Origin of the sequence: Sphingomonas sp. (genome assembly GCF_035910975.1) — a bacterium.
In the GTDB taxonomy this organism is placed as follows: domain Bacteria; phylum Pseudomonadota; class Alphaproteobacteria; order Sphingomonadales; family Sphingomonadaceae; genus Sphingomonas.
In genome coordinates, this window is the sequence record NZ_JAMHWM010000029.1 from 489,037 (window position 1) to 509,524 (window position 20,488).

Annotated in this window: 16 protein-coding genes; 11 read left to right on the forward strand and 5 right to left on the reverse strand. The window is 66.8% G+C overall.

What is annotated here, in order from left to right:
• Positions 1-115: 115 nt before the first annotated feature.
• From VYI76_RS08785 to VYI76_RS08795, 3 genes are read left to right on the forward strand one after another with little or no spacing between them, the layout of a single operon-like run.
• Positions 116-1,273 (forward strand): isovaleryl-CoA dehydrogenase, encoded by a 1,158-nt coding sequence (locus VYI76_RS08785; protein ID WP_326525073.1) that lies wholly within the window; start codon positions 116-118, stop codon positions 1,271-1,273.
• 7 nt (positions 1,274-1,280) lie between these two features.
• Positions 1,281-2,084 carry a hypothetical protein gene (locus tag VYI76_RS08790; RefSeq protein ID WP_326524379.1) on the forward strand — a complete coding sequence of 268 codons (804 nt, stop codon included), beginning with the start codon at positions 1,281-1,283 and terminating at the stop codon, positions 2,082-2,084.
• A 59-nt stretch (positions 2,085-2,143) separates the two neighbouring features.
• The gene (locus tag VYI76_RS08795) at positions 2,144-2,818 is read left to right on the forward strand and encodes a CDP-alcohol phosphatidyltransferase family protein (RefSeq protein ID WP_326524380.1); all 675 of its coding nucleotides are present in this window, start codon (positions 2,144-2,146) and stop codon (positions 2,816-2,818) included.
• Positions 2,819-2,822: 4 nt separating this feature from the next.
• On the opposite strand, the gene VYI76_RS08800 is transcribed toward VYI76_RS08795, so the two are convergent.
• Positions 2,823-3,989: an SGNH/GDSL hydrolase family protein gene (locus tag VYI76_RS08800; protein ID WP_326524381.1), complete on the reverse strand. Its 1,167-nt coding sequence runs from the start codon at positions 3,987-3,989 to the stop codon at positions 2,823-2,825.
• 91 nt (positions 3,990-4,080) lie between these two features.
• On the opposite strand from VYI76_RS08800, the gene VYI76_RS08805 reads away from it, so the two are divergent.
• From VYI76_RS08805 to VYI76_RS08825, 5 genes are all read left to right on the forward strand, one after another.
• The gene (locus VYI76_RS08805; RefSeq protein ID WP_326524382.1) at positions 4,081-5,682 is read left to right on the forward strand and encodes a carboxyl transferase domain-containing protein; all 1,602 of its coding nucleotides are present in this window, start codon (positions 4,081-4,083) and stop codon (positions 5,680-5,682) included.
• A gap of 98 nt (positions 5,683-5,780) precedes the next feature.
• Complete coding sequence (locus VYI76_RS08810) at positions 5,781-6,170, forward strand: endonuclease domain-containing protein (protein ID WP_326525074.1); 390 nt, start codon at positions 5,781-5,783, stop codon at positions 6,168-6,170.
• A gap of 10 nt (positions 6,171-6,180) precedes the next feature.
• The gene (locus VYI76_RS08815) at positions 6,181-6,657 is read left to right on the forward strand and encodes a nuclear transport factor 2 family protein (RefSeq protein ID WP_326524383.1); all 477 of its coding nucleotides are present in this window, start codon (positions 6,181-6,183) and stop codon (positions 6,655-6,657) included.
• 109 nt (positions 6,658-6,766) lie between these two features.
• On the forward strand, positions 6,767-8,704 hold the full coding sequence (locus tag VYI76_RS08820; protein WP_326524384.1) for an acetyl/propionyl/methylcrotonyl-CoA carboxylase subunit alpha: 1,938 nt from the start codon (positions 6,767-6,769) through the stop codon (positions 8,702-8,704).
• A gap of 123 nt (positions 8,705-8,827) precedes the next feature.
• Positions 8,828-9,283 (forward strand): MaoC family dehydratase, encoded by a 456-nt coding sequence (locus VYI76_RS08825; RefSeq protein ID WP_326524385.1) that lies wholly within the window; start codon positions 8,828-8,830, stop codon positions 9,281-9,283.
• On the opposite strand, the gene VYI76_RS08830 is transcribed toward VYI76_RS08825, so the two are convergent.
• The 4 genes from VYI76_RS08830 to VYI76_RS08845 all read right to left on the reverse strand — a co-directional run bounded on the left by VYI76_RS08830 (position 9,280) and on the right by VYI76_RS08845 (position 17,754).
• Positions 9,280-10,773 (reverse strand): flavin-containing monooxygenase, encoded by a 1,494-nt coding sequence (locus VYI76_RS08830; protein WP_326524386.1) that lies wholly within the window; start codon positions 10,771-10,773, stop codon positions 9,280-9,282. The genes VYI76_RS08825 and VYI76_RS08830 overlap by 4 nt on opposite strands.
• A gap of 27 nt (positions 10,774-10,800) precedes the next feature.
• Positions 10,801-15,006, reverse strand: coding sequence for a translocation/assembly module TamB domain-containing protein (locus VYI76_RS08835; protein ID WP_326524387.1), 4,206 nt, complete (start codon positions 15,004-15,006; stop codon positions 10,801-10,803).
• Positions 15,006-17,114, reverse strand: coding sequence for an autotransporter assembly complex protein TamA (locus VYI76_RS08840; protein ID WP_326524388.1), 2,109 nt, complete (start codon positions 17,112-17,114; stop codon positions 15,006-15,008). Before VYI76_RS08840 ends, VYI76_RS08835 begins: the two co-directional genes overlap by 1 nt.
• 178 nt (positions 17,115-17,292) lie before the next feature.
• Complete coding sequence (locus tag VYI76_RS08845; protein WP_326524389.1) at positions 17,293-17,754, reverse strand: MarR family winged helix-turn-helix transcriptional regulator; 462 nt, start codon at positions 17,752-17,754, stop codon at positions 17,293-17,295.
• A gap of 96 nt (positions 17,755-17,850) precedes the next feature.
• On the opposite strand from VYI76_RS08845, the gene hppD reads away from it, so the two are divergent.
• Genes hppD through hmgA form a run of 3 tightly spaced genes read left to right on the forward strand, consistent with a single transcriptional unit; the run spans position 17,851 to position 20,479 of the window.
• Positions 17,851-18,933, forward strand: coding sequence for a 4-hydroxyphenylpyruvate dioxygenase (gene hppD / locus VYI76_RS08850; RefSeq protein WP_326524390.1), 1,083 nt, complete (start codon positions 17,851-17,853; stop codon positions 18,931-18,933).
• 11 nt (positions 18,934-18,944) lie between these two features.
• Positions 18,945-19,187, forward strand: coding sequence for a hypothetical protein (locus VYI76_RS08855; RefSeq protein WP_326524391.1), 243 nt, complete (start codon positions 18,945-18,947; stop codon positions 19,185-19,187).
• 8 nt (positions 19,188-19,195) lie between these two features.
• Entirely contained in the window at positions 19,196-20,479 is a 1,284-nt protein-coding gene (gene hmgA / locus VYI76_RS08860; protein ID WP_326524392.1) for a homogentisate 1,2-dioxygenase, read from the forward strand.
• Positions 20,480-20,488: the final 9 nt, after the last annotated feature.

Genomic DNA, 20,488 nt, shown 5'->3' on the forward strand with positions numbered 1-20,488 from the left:
ATAGCCGACGCGGATCGCGCGGCAAATGGCGATTGCGCAGTGCGCCGTAGATGGGCTTGCCCTAGCCGTCCGCGTGCCCCAATCCTGGGGCATCACGCTACGCACGGAGAGAATGATGGAAGCGACGCTCGATTTCGGGCTCGGCGAAAATGCCGACATGATCCGTGAGACGACCGCGCGCTACGCCGCCGATCGCATCGCGCCGATCGCCGCGGAGGTGGACGAAAGCAACGCCTTCCCGCAGCATCTGTGGCCCGAGATGGGCGAACTCGGCCTGCACGGCATCACCGTGGAGGAGGAATATGGCGGGCTTGGCCTCGGCTACCTCGAACATTGCGTCGCGATGGAAGAGGTCAGCCGCGCGTCCGCCTCGGTGGGCCTCAGCTACGGCGCGCATTCCAACCTGTGCGTCAACCAGATCCGCCGCTGGGGCAACGCCGAGCAGAAGAGCCGCTACCTGCCGAAGCTGATCTCGGGCGAGCACGTCGGCAGCCTCGCGATGTCGGAGGCCGGCGCGGGCAGCGACGTGGTGTCGATGAAGCTGAAGGCGGAGGCCAAGGGCAACGACCGCTTCGTGCTCAACGGCACCAAGTTCTGGATCACCAACTCGCCGACCGCCTCGACCCTGGTCGTCTATGCGAAGACCGATCCTGCGGCGGGACCGAAAGGCATCACGGCGTTCCTGATCGAACGCGACATGCCCGGCTTCTCGGTCTCCAAAAAGCTAGACAAGATGGGCATGCGCGGCAGCGACACCGCCGAACTCGTGTTCGAGGATTGCGAGGTGCCAGCCGAGAATGTGCTGGGCCGGATCGGCGAGGGCGCGAAGGTGCTGATGTCGGGCCTGGACTATGAACGTGCGGTGCTCGCCGCCGGGCCGATCGGCATCATGCAGGCCTGCCTCGACGTCGTCCTGCCCTATGTCCGCGACCGCAGGCAGTTCGGCCAGCCGATCGGCCATTTCCAGCTGATCCAGGCCAAGGTCGCCGACATGTACGTCGCGCTCAATTCGGCGCGCGCCTATGTCTATGCCGTCGCCCGCGCGTGCGATTCCGGCAAGACGACGCGGTTCGACGCGGCGGGCGCGATCCTGCTCGCCAGCGAGAATGCGGTGAAGACCTCGCTGGAGGCGATCCAGGCCCTGGGCGGCGCCGGCTATACGAAGGAATGGCCGGTCGAACGCTTCCTGCGCGACGCCAAGCTCTACGATATCGGCGCGGGAACCAACGAGATCCGGCGGTATCTAATCGGGCGTGAGTTGATCGGGGGGTAACTTCCTCGTGGCGTTCCAGCCCTTCGGCTATCCGATCGACATTCCGTCGCCGATGCGCCCTTCGGCGCTCAAGGCGGCGATCCGCGCCAGGCTGACGGGTTGGTTCGATGCAGGCACGGGCGCACGCGGCTGGATCGTCGGTCCATATCTGTGCCTCTGGCGCAGCGCGTTCGACCGCTACGGGCCGATGATTCTCGCCCGGATCGTGGATGAAGGGTCCGGCAGTCGCATCCGGGGGCGTGCGGGGTCAGACCTCAACGGCACGATATGGATCGCGATACTCGGCCTCGTGATGGCCGCGATCGCTTTCGCCGACCCCGGACAATCCGCCGTCCTCCTGTTCTTTCTCGCGCTGATCCCCCTGATCCTCTGGCTTTCGCACAGGAGCCGCCGCGACGCCGACCCTCTGGTCAGGTTCCTCAAGGAAACCGCGTCGCCTCGCGCCGTCGCACGGCCCTCGACACTGCCCGCCCGCTTTGACCGCCAGTTCTCGAGACCGGTCACGCTGCTTGCTAACGGCAATCCCGTAACAGGGCCCGTCACCGCCCAGTCCGTCTTCGAGCAGGTCATCGGGCTCGCCGTCGATGAGTTCCTCGTCATCGAGGAAGCGCCGGAAATCTACATCCAGACTCTATCACAAGGCGACGGCTATCTGCTTGAACGCCGCGACGGGGATCGCCGGCGTCATTACCGCGCCGCCGATCGCGACGGCAGCGAGAGCCTGTCTCTGGATGATGTCCTCGGGGCGCTCATATCCTGGGCCGCCGGTGACGCAATGCCCGCGCATCTGTCTTGGAAACCCTGGAGCTAGCTACGCGGTGGCTGCTCGTCCCAATTTGCATCGCGCCCGATAACCACCGATAGGGACGCATGATTCCGGCAAAAGACGTTCAGCCCCTCGCACGCGTGCAGGACAATCTGCTCGCGCGGCAGGAACGCCGTCTGCTGACGTGGATTTGCGCGCGGTTGCCGGCGTGGGTGACGCCCGACACGCTGACCGCAACTGGCCTGGCCGGCGCGGTGATGATCTTCGCCGGCTATGTGCTGAGCCTGATCGACATCGACTGGCTGCTGCTGTCGATCGCCGGCTATGCCGTCCACTGGTTCGGCGACTCGCTTGACGGCAGCCTCGCGCGGTTCCGGCGGATCGAGCGGCCGTCCTACGGCTATTTCATCGATCACAGCTGCGACGGGCTGGCGGTGCTGCTGATCCTTTCAGGGCTGGGCCTCAGCCCGTTCGTGACGATGGACGTCGCGATGGCCGCGCTGGCCGGCTATCTGCTGCTGTCGATCCACACGTTCCTCAGCGCGCGGGTCACCGGCGAGCTGAAGCTGTCCTATGTCGCGGCAGGACCGACCGAAGCGCGCCTGCTGCTCGTCGGCATGACGGTGACGATGTGGGTGATGGGCCGCGCGCGCGCCAGCTACAGCGGATTCACCGGCTACGACCTGATCGTCGGCGCGGTCGCTGCGCTACTGATCTCGCTGTTCGTCATCCAGACCGTCCGCACCGGGCGACGCCTGGCGCGGATCGACCGGCTTTGAACCGTTAGCGGAACAGCCTGAGCGGGATCGCCTCGCCCATCGCCGTTTCGCCCGCCGCGTTGGGGTGGATGCCGTCGCCGCTCTGAAGCTCGGCCTTGAGCCGCGTCGGGTCGGCGGGATCGGCGACCGCCCGATCGAGCTCGATCACAGCGTCGAACGCGCCGCCGGTGCGGATCCAGTCGTTGACCTTCAGGCGCATCGCCTCGCGTTCCGGGCTGTACCGGCGCCAGCCCTGCCACGGCAGCATCGGCGACGCGAACACCTTGATCCCGTGTTCGTGCGCGCGCGCGATCATCTGGCGATAGGCGGCGATCAGGTCTTCGGCGGTGAACGGGTTGTCTGGCGCCATCGATCCCAGATCGTTGATCCCCTCCAGCAGCACGACATGGGTGACGCCGGGCACCGCCAGCACGTCGCGGTCAAAGCGTTCGAGCGCGCTCGGCCCGGTGCCGCGGTTGAGCACGCGGTTGCCGCCGATTGCCTGCGTCACCACCACATGCGGCATCCCCGCCTTCGCCATCCGCCGGCCCAGTACGTCGCCCCAGCGACACACGACCGGCGATGCGTTGGCGCACCATGTATTGTCCGTGATCGAATCGCCGTACGCGACCACCACCGGCCGCGCGAGCCTGGCCTGCACGTCTATCCCGGCGATCAGCGGGCGAAAGCCGAAGCTGCGCGCCGCCTCGAACGCTGCGCCGCTATGGTCGCCGGGCGGCGAGACGGCGGTGGGCGATCCATGCGCGCCATGGGTGGTGACCAGCGCGACGCGATCGGGCAGATAGAGCGATACCTCGACCAGTTCGAACGCCGCGACCGGCAAGGCCACCGCATCGCTGACCAGCGGCGCGCCCGGCTCGATCCGCGCGGCGCCGGCGCCGCCGAACGTCACACGCGCGATCCGCCCGTCGGCGCGCCGTATCGTCGCCGCCCCGATCCGCACCGGCGCCGTTCCGTAATCATTGCCGAGCCGCAGCCGCAACGCCGGGCCGCCCGCGCCGACCCGCACCTGCGAGCGGATCGTCGCGCTCTCCACCACATCCGCCTGTGGTGGATCGGCGGGCCACAGGCTCGACGTCCAGGCGCGCGTCCAGCCCCGTTCGGCCTGCGCCGAAGCCGTCCCCGCCGTCGCCAGCGCCAGCGCTGCCGCCGCGATCCACCACACCCGCATGCCCGCTCCTCCCCCGTTTGCCCCAGCCTATCGCGCCGGCCGCCGTGCCGCCAAGCTTTCCTTGCACGCCGCGCGCCGCTAACCCACGCTCATGAGCGCTCCCGTCCTCGACACCCGCCTTTCCGCCGACGCGGCCGATTTCCGCGCCAATGCTGCGCACAATGCTGCACTTGTCGAGCGTCTGCGCATCGACGTGGCGCAGGCCGCGCTTGGCGGCAGCGAAAAGGCGCGCGAACGGCACACGTCACGCGGCAAGCTGCTGCCCCGCGACCGCGTCGAACGGCTGCTCGATCCCGGTTCGCCGTTCCTGGAGATCGGCCAGCTCGCCGCCTGCGACATGTACGAGGGCGAGGTGCCCGGCGCCGGCATGATCGCCGGCATCGGCCGTGTTTCCGGCCGCCAGTGCATGATCGTCTGCAACGACGCGACGGTGAAGGGCGGCACCTATTATCCGATGACGGTCAAGAAACACCTGCGCGCGCAGGAGATCGCGACCGAGAACCGCCTGCCGTGCATCTACCTCGTCGATTCGGGCGGGGCCAATTTGCCGCACCAGGCCGATGTGTTTCCCGATCGCGAGCATTTCGGCCGCATCTTCTTCAACCAGGCGAACATGTCGGCGAAGGGCATTCCCCAGATCGCCTGCGTGATGGGCAGTTGCACCGCCGGCGGCGCCTATGTGCCCGCCATGTCCGACGAGACCGTGATCGTCCGCAACCAGGGCACGATCTTCCTCGCCGGCCCGCCGCTGGTGAAAGCGGCGACGGGCGAGGTCATCTCGGCCGAGGAACTGGGCGGCGCCGACACCCACGGCCGCCGCTCCGGCGTGGTCGATCACGTCGCGGAGAATGACGAACACGCGCTGACCATCGTCCGCGACATCGTCTCGACGCTGCAACCGCAAGGCTCGCCGGACGTCAACGTCCGCGACCCGCGCCCGCCGAAATTCGCGCCCGAGGAACTCTACGGCGTCGTGCCCCAGGACGTGCGGGCGCCCTATGACGTGCGGGAAGTGATCGCCCGGCTGGCCGACGCGTCCGAATTTCACGAATTCAAGCCGCTCTACGGCACCAGCCTGGTCTGCGGCTTCGCGCACATATGGGGCTTGCCGGTCGCGATCCTCGCCAACAACGGCGTGCTGTTCAGCGAGAGCGCGCAGAAGGGCGCGCATTTCATCGAGCTCGCCTGCCAGCGCCGCATCCCGCTGTTGTTCCTTCAGAACATCTCGGGCTTCATGGTCGGCGGGAAATATGAAGCGGAGGGGATCGCCAAGCACGGCGCCAAGCTGGTCACCGCCGTCGCCACCGCGTCCGTGCCCAAGATCACCGTGCTGATCGGCGGCAGCTTCGGCGCCGGCAATTACGGCATGTGCGGCCGCGCCTATTCGCCGCGCTTCCTGTTCACCTGGCCCAACAGCCGGATCAGCGTGATGGGCGGCGAACAGGCCGCGTCGGTGCTGGCCACGGTTCACCGCGACGCGGAAAGCTGGACCCCCGAACAGGCAGAAGCTTTCAAGCAGCCGATCCGCGAAGATTACGAAGCGCAAGGATCGCCCTGGCACGCCACCGCCAGGCTGTGGGACGACGGCATCATCGATCCGGCGCAGACGAGGGACGTGCTGGGCCTGGCCTTCGCCGCGACGCTCAACGCCCCGATCCCGGAGGCCCCGCGCTTCGGCGTGTTCCGGATGTGACGGGCGCGGGTGACAACATTCCTCCCCGGCACGGGGAGGGGGACCGCGCGCAGCGCGGTGGAGGGGGCCCGCGCCAGCCCGAAATCCTTCGTGCGCCGATCAAGCATGTTAAGCAGGCTCGCATATTGCGCGGTCGGATGAGCCTGCCCGAGGTTTTGCTCTGGCAGCAGCTTCGCACTCGCCCCGGCGGTTTCAAGTTTCGCCGTCAGACACCGCAGCGAGGGTATAAGCTCGACTTCTGTTGCCTCGAAACCCGGCTCGCGATCGAGGTGGACGGCGAAGCGCATAGCCGCGGATTTCAACCGTCGCGCGACGCCATCCGCGACAAGGCGCTCAATGACCGCGGCTTCATGACCGTGCGTATTCCCGCCGTTGACGTTCTACGACATCCGGACGCCGTCATCACCGCAATTGTCTCGCTCTGTCGTGAGCGGGGCCCCCTCCACCGTCCTGCGGACGGTCCCCCTCCCCGTTCCGGGGAGGATTGAAGGAAGCCTCATGCCCCTCCTCCTCGCCCTCCTCCTGCAAACCACGCCCGTCCAGCCACTTCCCAAGGCGATCCCCCTGCCCCCGCCCGATGCGGAGACCGCCGCCGTGCTCGCCCCCGTCGAGCGGATGTTCGCCGCGATCACCGCGAAGGACGCGCCCACGATTCTCGCCCAGACACGTCCCGGAGGCCGCGCCACCGCCGTCATCGCGATGCCCGACGGCAGCCAGGCGGTGCGCGCGCGCAGCTGGGCCGATTTCGCCGAGGGGCTGCGCGACGGGCCGGAGCGGCTGGAGGAACGGCTGATCAACCCGGTCGTCGAGATCGACGGCGATATCGCGATGATCTGGTCGAGCTACGTCTTCTTCGCCGACGGCCGGCTGACGCATTGCGGCACCAACCATGTCGATCTGATCCGCGATGCGGGCGGGTGGAAGGTGCACAATCTGACCTGGACCCAGCGCAGCACCGACTGCCCCGCGCCCTGAAACCATTTTCCTACACGGCCGGCATTCGCTATCCCATCACCATGCCGGCCGAACCTTTCCATCACGCGTCACAACTCTCAACTTTCTCAACGTTCGCGGGTGTGGAGCCGTGATCGCGTCGCTCCTGATCGCCAATCGCGGTGAGATCGCCTGCCGCATCATCCGTACCGCGCGCGGCATGGGAATCCGCACCGTCGCGGTCTATTCGGACGCCGATGCCAAGGCGCTCCACGTCCGCCAGGCGGACGAAGCGGTGCACATCGGCCCCTCCCCGGCACGCGAAAGCTATCTGGTCGGCGACCGCATCATCGCCGCGGCCAAGGCGACCGGGGCTGAGGCGATCCACCCCGGCTATGGCTTCCTGAGCGAGAACGCGGACTTCGCCCAGGCAGTGATCGACGCCGGCCTGATCTGGGTCGGCCCCAATCCCGACAGCATTCGCGCGATGGGGCTGAAGGACGCCGCCAAGGCGCGGATGATCGCCGCCGGCGTGCCGGTGACGCCCGGCTACCTGGGCGAGGACCAGTCGCCCGAACGCCTGCGCGCGGAGGCTGACGCGATCGGCTATCCGGTGCTTATCAAGGCGGTGGCGGGCGGCGGCGGCAAGGGCATGCGCCGCGTCGATGCTGCGGAAGCATTCGATGAAATGCTGCAGTCCTGCCAGCGCGAGGCAGCGTCGTCTTTCGGCGACGATCGCGTGCTGATCGAGAAATACATCCTGTCGCCGCGCCATATCGAGGTGCAGGTGTTCGGCGACACGCACGGCAACGTCGTCCACCTGTTCGAACGCGACTGCTCGCTCCAGCGCCGCCACCAGAAAGTGATCGAGGAAGCTCCCGCCCCCGGCATGGACGAAGGTACGCGCGAGGCAATCTGCGCGGCGGCGGTCCGCGCGGCGCAGGCGGTCGACTATGTCGGCGCCGGCACGATCGAGTTCATCGCCGACGCCAGCGAGGGGCTGAGGGCGGACCGCATCTGGTTCATGGAAATGAACACCCGGCTCCAGGTCGAACATCCGGTGACCGAAGAGATCACCGGCGTCGACCTAGTCGAATGGCAATTGCGCGTTGCGTCTGGCGAACCGTTGCCGAAGCGGCAGGACGAACTGAGCATCGACGGCTGGGCGATCGAGGCGCGGCTCTATGCGGAAGACCCGGCGAAGGGGTTCTTGCCGAGCGTGGGGGCGTTGACTCACTTCAATCTATCGACGGCTTGGCGCACGAACGGTCGGATCGAAACCGGGGTAGTCGAGGGCGATGCAATCTCGCCGTTTTATGACCCGATGATCGCCAAGCTGATCGTCAAGGCATCCGACAGGGACGGCGCGCGGACCGGCTTGCGGAAAACGTGCACGAATGTGCGCTGCTGGCCTGTCACGACAAATGCTGCATTCTTGGCAGCGTTGCTTGATGACCCCGACGTTGCTTCTGGTGCCGTGGACACCGGACTGATCGCACGAAAGATCGACGATCTTCTACCTGACGAGCGACCAAGCGACGATGCGTTGCAGGCGGTTGCGATGATGATCGTCGACGAGACCTTCGGTGGGAAACCACGCGACATTCGAACGACATATCTTGGCCGCGATCCGATCCGGCTGGACGGGCTTGCCGGGTTGCGCGTCAATAGCGACAGGAAACCCACGCTGGTGACGTTTACGGATGGAACGACGACTTATGATGTAACTTTTCGAGAGCCATCAGTTTCGACGTTACCTTGGGTCGAAACCGTGCCGGGCGGCTTCCTCGTCGATGACGAAGGGCGCAGCTTCGTTCTAAAGCATGCTCGCGCAGAACCGGGTTCTTCGCTCGCCGCCGCCGCCGACGGCGCGATCCTCGCTCCCATGCCGGGCCGCGTCACCGCTGTCGAAGTCACGGCCGGCCAGTCGGTCACCAAGGGCCAGAAACTCGTCACGCTGGAGGCGATGAAGATGGAGCATGGCTTGACCGCCCCGTTCGACGGCATCGTCGCCGAACTCGATGCCGAAGTGGAGCAGCAGGTCGGCGAAGGCCGGATGCTGGTGCGGGTGGAGCGGGTCGAAGCATGAGGGCCATCCCCTCCCCGTTCGCCCTGAGCTTGTCGAAGGGCCGCCCTTCTTCGCGCGGCAAGCCGACGGGTCGAGGCGGAAAGACAGTGCTTCGACACGCTCAGCACGAACGGATTTCCTGATATGGCCGGACGCTATTTCGACGAATGGCAGGTCGGCGACACCATTCGCCACGACCTGACCCGCACCGTCACCGAGACCGACAACCTGCTGTTCTCGACCATGACCCACAATCCGCAGCCGCTCCATCTCGACGTCGAAGCCGCGAAGGCGAGCGAATTCGGCCGCATCCTCGTCAACGGCACCTTCACCTTCGCGCTGATGGTCGGACTGTCGGTCGGCGACACGACGCTGGGCACGCTCGTCGCCAACCTCGGCTACGACAAGGTCGTGATGCCGAACCCGGTGTTCATCGGCGACACGATGCGCGCCGAGACCGAAATCGTTGAACTCCGCCCGTCGAAGTCGCGGCCCGGCCAGGGCATCGTCACCTTCCGCCACCGCCTAATCAACCAGCGCGGCGAGATCGTCTGTGAAGCCTTGCGCAGCGCGCTGCTGAAGTCGCGGGCGGCTGGCTAGGCGGCTTTGCGCGCGGGCTCGGGGTTGGAGAATTCCATCCCGTCGTCGACCGATCCGTAGCGCAGCGCGAGCAGGTCCTTCAGGTAATTCTGGTGGAGCTTCCACGGCGCTTTCGATCCCTGTTTCGGGAATTTTTCGAGCGCGCGCTGGACGTAGCCGGATGAAAAATCGAGGAAATCCTCCGGCTGCACCTCGGGATCGGTGACACGCGGCGTCGCCTGGCGCAGGCCACGCGCGCGCATCGTGTTGAGCAGGCGACAGACATAGGCGCAGGTCAGGTCCGCCTTCAGCGTCCACGATGCGTTGGTATAGCCGAACGACGACGCGAGATTCGGGATGTCGGAGAACATCATCCCCTTGTACCCCAGCGACTTGGCCGGATCGATCGTGTTCCCATCCACGCTGAACGCGACGCCGCTCATCAATTGCAGTTCCAGGCCCGTCGCGGTCACGATGATGTCCGCGGGCAGTTCCTGACCGGATGACAGGCGGATGCCGTCCTTCGTGAACGTCTCGATCGTATCGGTGACGACCGACGCATCCCCCGCCTTGATCGCCGCGAACAGATCGGCGTCGGGCACCAGGCACAGCCTTTGGTCCCACGGGTTGTAGCGCGGCGTGAAGTGGCGATCGACGTCGTAATCCGGCCCCAGATGATCGCGCACCCAGCCGAGCAGCCGCGCCTTCGCCTTGTCGGGGTGCTTGCGCATCCGCCCGAAAAAGAACTGGCCGAGCAGCACATTCTTCCACCGCGTCAGGCCGTAGGCCGCCTTTGCCGGCAGCCAGCGCCGCAACCCGTTGGCGATGGCGTCCTGGCTCGGCCGCGCGACGATGTAGGTCGGCGATCGCTGCAGCATCGTCACATGCTGCGCGGTCTTCGCCATGGCCGGCACCAGGGTGACGGCTGTCGCGCCGCTGCCGATCACCACCACGCGCTTGCCGGTATAGTCGAGATCTTCGGGCCAGAACTGGGGTTGGACGATGCGGCCGGCGAAGTCCTCCGCTCCGGGAAACTCGGGCGCATGCCCCTTCGCATAGTCGTAATAGCCCGAGCACATGAACAGGAAGGCGCAGGTGAACTCCACGCGCTCGCACTCCGCGCCGCGCTCGACCGTCACCGTCCAGACCGCGTCCTCGCTGGACCAGGCGGCGGCGATCACGCGATGCCCGTAGCGGATGTGGCGGTCGATGCCGTTCTCCCGCGCCGTCTCGCGCAGGTACGACAGGATCGCCGGGCCGTCGGCGATCGCCTTGGCGTCGGTCCAAGGCTTGAAGCCGTAACCGAGCGTGTACATGTCCGAATCTGATCGGATACCGGGATAGCGGAACAGATCCCACGTCCCGCCCAGATCTTCGCGCCCTTCGAGGATGACATAGCTGCGGTCCGGGGACAGCGTCTGGAGGTGGTAGCCGGCGCCGATGCCGGAAATACCGGCACCGACCACGACGACGTCGAAATGCTCCATGATGTCCCCACGAATTACTGACATCAATGTAAGTTTACGCGGCGCCGAGCGTCAATAGTCCTTCGAGTATTTGAGGTTCACGTTCGACCCGCCGAACGATCCGGTCGACGACAGGATGCTGAGCGCGCGGGTGAGCGCGATCTCCAGCTGCGTTGCGGTGAAGCCGCGCGAGTCGGTGATGATCTCGATGTAAATGTCGTCGGTCAGATACTGGCCGGCCGCCAGCGCGGTGCCACGCCCGGTCGCCTCGTCCGCGCCGAGGATGCGGAGGCGATCGATGCCGGTCACGCTGCGCAGCTTGCCGAGCGGGTTGAGCCCGCCGCCCGATCCGCGCAGCGAATTGAGCGCGGCGGCCAGCTGGATCGCCTGCGTGGCTGACAAGTTGGTCACCGAGCTGCCGAACAGCAGGCGGGAAAGTACTTCATCCTGCGGCAGCGCAGGGGTCGAGGTGAAGGCCAGCTGCGGGTTGAGCGCATTGCCGCCGATCGTGATCGTCGCGGTCACCCCGCCGGTGCTGGTCGTCGCCGCGATGTCGAGAATCGGATTGCCCAGCGGTCCGCCTTCGAAGCGAACGATGCCGCGCGTCAGGTCGAAGCGCTTGCCGGCGAAGCTGTAGGTGCCGCGCACCACCCGCGCCTGGCCGGTCACGCTCGGCGCGGCGGAGGTCCCGCCGACCCGGATATCGGCGAGCCATTCGGATTCAAGCCCCATGCCCGATACGTAAAGCCGGTTGTCGGCGCGGACGCGGATCGCCAGGCGAAACAGCCCCGGCGGCGCGGTACGCCGTTCGTCAGCGTCGCGCGCCGCCCGCGCCACATCGCTCTTGCGCCGCACGCCGGTCAATTCGGGAACATCGGCTGCGCCCTGGCGGATGATCTCGTAGCGCGCTTCGGGGATCGACAGGTCGCCCTCGATCAGTCCGCCGTTCCGGCCATTGGTCACCCGAATCGTGCCGGTGGCCGTCGCGCCCAGCGCGTCGCTGCGGGCGAGCCGGGCGTCATCGAGCGTCGCGCGAACGTCGATCGGGAAGCCGCTATCGGCGGCCAGCCCCACGGTGCCCTGCGCCTTGACGGTGCCGTCGCCGGCCCGCGCGGTGAGGCTGGTCAGCTCGAACCGGTCGTTGGTGAAGCGCCCGTCGATTGCCATGTTGGTCAGGCGCGTGCCGTACGTCTCGTTCTCATAGGTCAGGTCCGATGCGCGGACCACGCCGTTGAGCTGCGGCGCGGACACCCGTCCGCTGAAGTCCGCGGCCACAGCGATCGGGCCGGACAACTGCTGGTCCGCGAAACCGCCGAGCGAAAACAGCACCGCCGCCGGGCCGTTGTAGCGGATGCCACCCGTGAGCGGCGCGGACATCAGCCGCGTCGTCCAGCTTCCCGCGCCAGGCGGGAGGGGGCGCAGCGTGGCGAGCATCCGACCTACCGTGGTCGTCCCGCGCTGGATCAATGCCCTGGCCTCGCCGCCATCGGGCACAAGGCGCCCGGCGAAGACGATGTTCACCGGCGTCGATACCGCTGCCAGACTGGATCGGGTAAAGCTGGCGATGCGCAACTTGGCGTCGGCCTGCGGGAAGCTGGCGCCGGTCGGCTGGCTGAAATCCAGGCTGCCGGTCGCCTGCCCGCCGATGCCCAGGCCGGGCACAAAGGCGTTGGCGATCGCGAGATCGAGGCGGTCGAGCCGCGCCTGCAGCGCCATGCCGCGCCCGTAGGTGCCGGCAAGCCGCAGCGATCCCTGGTCGAAATCGATCCGCGTCGGTTGCAGGCGATATTCTCCGCCTGCCGGCTCGATCCGCGCCGGCGTCGCCGTCTTGAAGTTGATGCCGTTCGCCGTGCCCTGCAGCGCCGCTAGCCACAGCTTCGGCGTGAAGCGCGCGTTCGCGCCCACCCGGAACGGCACGCCCGACGATCCCTCGGCGAACGCCTGCGCGGTGCCGTTGCCGCCGCGATAGTCGATCTTCGCGCGTGCGGTACGCAGCAGGAAATCCCCCATCCGCAGACTGGCGACCTGGGCGTCACCGGTGATCGCCGGCTGATTGGGGTAGAGGATCGCGGTGCCCTTCACGATCGCGCGGCCGATCGTCAGGCCGGCGGTGCCGGGGATCACCGCGTTGGCCGCACGCGCATCTACGTCGGCGCGCTGGACATTGCCCTGCGCGCTCAGGCCCAGATTGCCGCTGACGCCCGATCCGGCGAAGGTGAGCTGTCCGGCGAACGGGCCCGCGCCGGTCTGTGCGACCCGGCCCTGGAAATCGATGCCGGCGAAGCGCGCGTTGCGGATATCGGCGGTCAGGCGCGGCCCCGTCGCCAGCAGCAGGTCGGCGCTGAACGGACCGTAATCGGACGCGCCACGCGCGAGGATGGCATAGCGATCGCCCTGCCCACGGATCGTCGCGGTGACATCGGCCAGCCCGACGCCGAGCCCCGGGCGTGCGGCGCGGATCATCGCGACGGGGGCGTAGAGCGTACCTGTCACCCGCGCGTTGATCGGGCCATAGGCGGCCGACCAGGCATCGGCGTTGACCAGCAACGGCCCGGCCGGATCGTAACGCCCCGAACCGTTCGTCACGCGGAACTGCGGCGCCGTTACCCGCAGGTTCGAGAAGTTGACGATACCTTCTGGCGAATAGTCGAGATTGACGCGCGCAATCGCATTGCCGCCCAGGAACTCACGCGCGCCGTCGTTGAAGATGCGCGCTGTCTGCGCGACCACGCGGCCCCGGATACCGAAGCCGCCGGCGGGCGCGGTGTAGAGCTCGGCGTCGGTCTGGAGGTTGACGATGCCGAACCCTTCGACCCGGTAATCGTTGACGCGACCCTTCAGCGCGCCGGCATAGCGGCCGGTCGCCATGTTGGCGGCGATGATCGCGGTGGCGTCGATGCGATCGGACCGGATGCGCAGATTGTCCGACAGGATTTCGGTGCCGTTGTTGATCGCCAGATCACCGTTGATCGCAACATTGGTCAGCAGGCCGCCGGCCGCGGCGTTGAGCCCGCTCACCCGCGCGGCGCGCGCGGCGATTGGCACCATGATGCGATCCGCATCGATCCGCGCGCGCCCTTCGGCGTACAGCCCTTCGACCACCGTCTCGCCAAAGCCGAGGGCCGCCGCCTGGACCTTGTAATCGACCACCGGCGTCGCGAACGGTCCGTCGAGCGCGACCGTGGCTCGTACTGATCGGCCGTTGAGGTTCGGTGCGATCGCGCCCGGCGTCAGCAGCATAGCCTCGGCCCGGAAGCCGCCGAAACGACTGCGGGCGAAATCGACTTTGCCGTCGCCGGTCACTTGCAGCGCATCCGATTTCAGGTTGAATTTCACATCGGCGAGACGTCCGGCCAGCGCGGCGTCGATCGCGACATTCAGCAGCGGCGTGGTCAGCCGCTCAACCGGTCCCTCCAAGTACAGTCCCGGCCGAGTCGTCCCCCTCACCTCAAACCGCCCGTCGCGACCGGTGATGCCGAGATCGGCGAGGCCCTGGCCGCCCAGCGTCGCCTGCGCGCGGCCGGACCATGCCTGCCAGCTTCCACGCCCGCCGACCTGCATCGCCAGTGGCGCCTTCAGCGAGGCCATGCCTGCGATCAGCCCATTCGCCGGTGCGTCGAGCCGCAGGTCGAGGTCGAACTTGTCGTCGTCGGGCACCGCGTCCAGCTTCAGCGCGATCCGGTCGCCGCCGGCAATGCCCGGCGCGGCCAGCGTCGCGCCGTCGAGCATCACCTGCGCACGCCGGTCGGCGATATGCGCGGTGCCGTTCACCCGCGCAAGCCGGCGCTCGCCGCTCACCGCCGGGCCGAGCTCTATCCGATCGATCGCGAAACGGCCCACGTCGATGTCGAGATCGGGCAGCATCGGCGCGTCGGGATCGCTCGGGACGGGCTTCAGCTCCGGCAGCCTGTCCATGCGGACCAGCGGGCTGGAAAGCGTGCGCACGTCGATATGGTTGCGCGCGAACGCGAACGGTCGCCAGTCGACGCGCAGTTCGGGAGAGGTCAGGAACGTGCCGCGCTGATCGTGTACTCGCACGTCGCGCAGCGTCATGTCGCCATAGATCGATCCCTCGATGCGACCGACGCGGATGTTGATGCCGTTCTCCATCGTATAGCCGGCAAGGCGATCGGCGACGAAGCGCCGCCCCGGCTGGGTATCAATGGCGAAGACGAGCAGGATCGCGAGCAGGACCAGCCCCGCGATCGCGATGCCCGCCCATTTCGCCACCGTCTGCCACATCGGGCGGCGCACGACGATGGCCTCGTCCTCCGCCATCAGAACGCCTGCCCGATCGAGATGTAGACCGCGATCTTCGATTCGCCCTGCTTGCGGTTGATCGGCGTCGCCACATCGACGCGCATCGGGCCGAAGTTGGTGTAGAACCGCCCGCCGATGCCCGCGCCGAACCGGATATCGGAGCCCTTGGGCAGCGCGGTGTCGTACACTTGCCCCGCATCGACGAACGGGACGATGCCGAAGTTGCCGAAACGGTAACGGGCCTCCAGCGCGAACTCATTGAAACTGCGGCCACCGAGCGGGCGAAAGATGGTCAGCGGCTCCTTGTCCGGCTCGTCCGGATCATATTTCGGATTGGGCTCCTCGGTCCTGGGGCCGAGTTGCTGGAACCCGAAGCCGCGAACCGATCCACCGCCACCACTGTAAAAGCGCCGCGACGGCGCCAGTTCGTCGCGCCCGATGCCCGCGATCGATCCGACACGCGCCCGGCCCGCTATCACGATGTTGCCGCCGACGGGATAGTAAGCGGTGCCCTCCAGCATGGTGCGGGCATAGGGCCGCGTGCCGCGATTGACCGATGCCTCGGGGCTGAGGTTCAGCTTGACGCGGAATCCGCGGGTCGGGTTCAGCAGGTCATCCGACGTGTCGTAGCCGAGGAAGGCGGGAAAGGCGGCGATGCCGTAGGTCCGCCGCACGCGATCGTTGAGCGCGAAGTCGAACACGTCCTCGTTGGTGCCGACCAGCTCGAACCCGTAGAAATAGGTCCAGCGCTTTTGCCAGATCGGCGTCGAATCATAGCTGATCCGGCCTGAAAGCGTGCCGGTGAACGCTTCGTACGCTTCGTAATTCTGCCGGTTGGCGGAGGCGATCGCGGTGACGGTGCGGTCGCGCCGCCCGGCGTTCGATCGGCGGAAGGTGACGCCAAGCCCCTGCTGCTGCGTACCCGCGATGCCCGACACGATCAGCGCGCCTTCGGGCGGAAACAGGTTGCGGTGCGTCCAGCTGCCTTCGATCGTGAACCCTTGCCCCGTGCCGTAGCCGAGCTGGCCCGCGAGCGTACGATGCGGCCCCTTGTTCTGGGTGACGAGCAGATCGACCTGCTCGGTGCCATCGGGGCCGGGCCGCCCGGTCCGCTGCGGCTCGACGCCGGCGGATGAGAACAGGCTTGTCGCGACCAGCGCCTGGCGCAGATCGTCGACCATGCGCGCGTCGTACAACTCGCCTTCCTTGTATCGACGCAGACGCTCGATATGGAGCGGCTCGAACACCGGATCGCCCTGGGTCACGATGCGGCCGAAGCTGCCGCGCGGACCGATCGTTACCGGCAGCGTGTAGTCCCCCACATGCGTCACCTCGTCGAGCAGGATGTCGCGTTGGCCGACCTCGGCGAAGGGATAGCCCTGCTGCGGCAGTCTCAGCGCGACATTGGCCTCCGCGCCCTGAACGCGCTCGGCATCGATCGGCTGACCCAGCGCGAGCGCCAGTTCGCGCTCGATCAGTCCAATCGGGACGGTGGGATCAGCCTTCACGATGATCGCGCCCAGATTGTAGATCGCCCCGGGTATCGCGGTCAGCGTGACGCGAACGCCGCCCTGATCGGGCAGTTGCTCAATCGCCGACGATGCGGTGGCGTCGTAATAGCCGATTGCGTGCATCAGCCGGACCGCCAGCGCCTCATCCTCCTTGGCGCGGGCGGCGATCACTGCGGCATTGGGCGCGTCGCGATCGTCCTTCAGCGCCGACAGAGCGTTGAACCGCCCTTCAAGCCCGATCGCGCCGAGGCCCTCGACCAGCGTTTGATATCGGATTTCGGCGGCCGGCGCGTCGTCAACGCCAGCGATCTGCACCGGTGCCGCGTCAAAGCCGGCAAGCGGCGGCAGCGGCTGGGCGAGTTCGCTGTCCTGCGCCGCCGGGTCTGCCTGTGGAAGCGTCCGGGCGGGTTCGGCGGACGTGGTCGCTGCTGGTGGCGGAGTCTGGAAATCCTCGATCGATTCGAGCGGCGCATCGGGATCGTCGCTCAGTCGCGGAACCTGTTTTTCGAATTCCGCATCAGGGACGATCAGAGTCTCCGACGCATCCGGCTCGGCCACCGGTTGGGGCGTCGGCAGGCGCGACGGCGCGCCCTGCCCCGGCTTGGGCTGACTCATCTGCGCGGCCGCTGACAGCGGAACCAGGGCCGCGCCTGCCAGCAATGTAATTGTGGTCGCCCAGCCCCTCGTCACCCCGTAAATCACTCCACCCCGGCGCCCGGACGCGCATACCCATTGAAGCACCGTAACGACCGATTTCGAGATTGGGTCCGGCAGGCGGTAAATTTCTTTGAGATCAACGGGATGGTTCGTCAGCCGCGAGATGATCGACCGCCACCTCGATCCGCGCCAGCATCGAGCGGAGCGCGGCAAGTTCGCCGGCGTCAAGCTGATCGAAGATGCGCGCCTCCATTTCCAGCGCCTTGGGCGCGACATCCGCATAGAGCGCGCGCCCCGCATCGCTCAGCGCCAGCAGGTGCGATCGCTGATCGCCCGGATTGGGCGCACGAACCACCAGCCCGCGATCGGCGAGTGCGATGGCGGCGCGGCTGACCGTCACCTTGTCCATGCGCGTCTGTCGCCCGAGCGCCTGCTGGGTCATCCCCTCGCTCTCGGCGAGCACCGCGACGAGCCGCCATTCCGGGATACGCAGGCCGAACAGCGCACGGTAGCTGCCAGCGACGGCGTCCGACACACGGTTGGACGCGATCGACAGCCGATACGGCAGGAAATCGTCGAGCTTGAGCGGCTTTGGCACGGCGCGACTGTGCGACACCCGGACGCGGCGGGCAAGGCTTTGACGGAAGCCGCGGGACGATGTAGTAACAGATGAAACCATTTCCGCGAGGGTGACATGACCGACACGACCGCCAAGCCTGAAAATCCGATGGGTCTCGATGGATTCGAGTTCGTCGAATTCACCTCGCCCGATCCCGAAGCGCTGGCGGGCCTGTTCGAAAAGCTCGGCTTCACCCACGTCGCCACGCACAAGACCAAGAATGTGCGCCGTTATGCGCAGGGCGACATCAACTTCCTGCTGAACATGGACAATGCCGGCCAGGTCGCGGGCTTCCGCAACGCCCATGGTCCCAGTGCCAATGCGATGGCGTTCCGCGTGGCGGACGGCGCAGCCGCGGTGAAGCTGGCGGTCGATCGCGGCGCGGAGCCTGTGAAGGGCCAGCACGGCCCCGGCGAACTCGACATTCCGGCGATCGAGGGGATCGGCGGCGCCAACCTCTATCTGGTCGATACCTGGGGCGATGCGACGATCTACGACACCGATTTCGTTCCGACCGGCAACGGCCTCGACGACAATAGCGTCGGCCTCCACACGCTCGACCACCTGACCCACAATCTGAAGCGTGGCCGGATGGATTACTGGGCGGATTATTACGAACGCATCTTCAACTTCCGCCAGATCCGCTATTTCGACATCGAGGGCCAGGCGACCGGCCTGTTCTCCAAGGCGATGACCGCGCCCGACGACAAGATCCGCATCCCGCTGAACGAAAGCCAGGACGAGCATTCGCAGATCGAGGAGTTCATCAAGGACTATAAGGGCGAGGGCATCCAGCATCTGGCGCTGGCGACCGACGATATCTTCGCGACCGTCGACAGGCTGCGTGCCAACGGCGTCAAATTCCAGACGACGCCGCAGACCTATTTCGACCTGATCGACAAGCGCCTGCCAGGCCACGGCCACGACGTGGCGGAGATGCGCAAGCGCGACATCCTGATCGACGGCGCGCCGGAGACGGGCGGCGGCCTGCTGCTCCAGATCTTCACCGAGAACATGGTCGGCCCAATCTTCTTCGAGATCATCCAGCGCAAGGGCAACGACGGCTTCGGCGAAGGGAATTTCAAGGCGCTGTTCGAGAGCATCGAACTCGACCAGATTCGTCGCGGCGTCGTGCCTGGAGCAGTTGAGCCAGCATAGGGAGGAGCAGTGTGGCAAAGTTCGAGCCGTTGGCAGAATATTGCCGAGCGCAGACGCTGCGAGAGTTCGATCTGTCATTTCATAAAATCGAAGCTCTGATCGGAGAAAAGCTCCCTCCCAGCGCCAACCGCCCGCAATATTGGGCCAACGTAGTCGATGGGATAGGGCCTGTCCGATCCGCCATGCGTCACACGCCTTACGAGACGTTTCTGGTCGACGGCTCGAAGCGTGTGCAGTTTCGACGAAAGTTTTAGGTGGTTTGATGACCGACTACATGACCGGCTTCGGCAATCATTTCGCCACGGAAGCCGTACCCGGCGCCCTCCCCGTCGGTCGCAACTCGCCGCAGAGGCCGGCGTTCGGCCTCTATGGCGAGCAGCTTTCCGGCACCGCCTTCACCGCGCCGCGGCACGAGAACCGGCGGTCGTGGCTGTACCGGCTGCGCCCGTCGGCCGCGCATCCCGCCTTCACCCCCTATGAAGGCGCACCGCTATTCACCCGCAGCGCATCAGACGCTCCGCTCGCTCCCAACCGGCTGCGCTGGCGCCCCCTCGACGAAGCGGCCGACGCCGACTGGCTCGACAGCCTGACGACGATGCTGGTCGCCGGAGCCGGCGCGGAGGCACAGACTGGCGTGGCGATGCATCTCTACCACGCTGGTCGGGACATGGTGGACCGCGCCTTCGTCTCCGCCGACAGCGAGTTGCTGATTCTGCCGGAGAAAGGTGCGCTGCGCCTGCTGACCGAGATGGGCCGCATCGACGTCGCGCCGGGGCAGATCGCGCTGATCCCGCGCGGCGTACGGTTCCGCGTGGAGCTGCCGGAGGGAGCCGCCCGCGGTTATGTCGCGGAAAACCACGGCGCGGCGTTCCGTCTGCCCGATCTTGGGCCGATCGGCGCCAACGGCCTCGCCAACCCGCGCGATTTCGAGACTCCGGTGGCCTGGTTCGAGGATGTCGAGGGCGATCATCAGCTCGTCCAGAAGTTCCTCGGGCGGCTTTGGACGACCGACCTCGGTCGCTCGCCGCTCGACGTCGTCGCGTGGCATGGCAACTACGCGCCGTGCCGCTATGATCTCGCGCGGTTCAACACGATCGGGACGGTGAGCTTCGACCACCCCGACCCTTCCATCTTTACCGTGCTGACCTCGCCCAGCGACGTGCCGGGCACCGCCAACGTCGATTTCGTCATCTTCCCGCCGCGCTGGATGGTCGCAGAGGATACGTTCCGCCCGCCATGGTTCCACCGCAATACGATGAGCGAGTGCATGGGGCTGATCCACGGCGAATATGACGCCAAGGCCGACGGCTTCCGTCCCGGCGCGCTGTCGCTGCACAACCAGATGAGCGGGCATGGCCCCGATGTCGCGAGCTGGAAGGGCGCGAGCGAGGCGGAGCTGAAACCGCACAAGATCGACGGCACCATGGCCTTCATGATCGAGAGCCGCTGGGTCTTCCGCTGCACCGATCATGCGCTTGCGACCAGCGCGCTCGACGAGGATTACGACCAGGTATGGTCGGGCTTTCCCAAGGCGCGGCTGCCCTAAGGGTCCTGA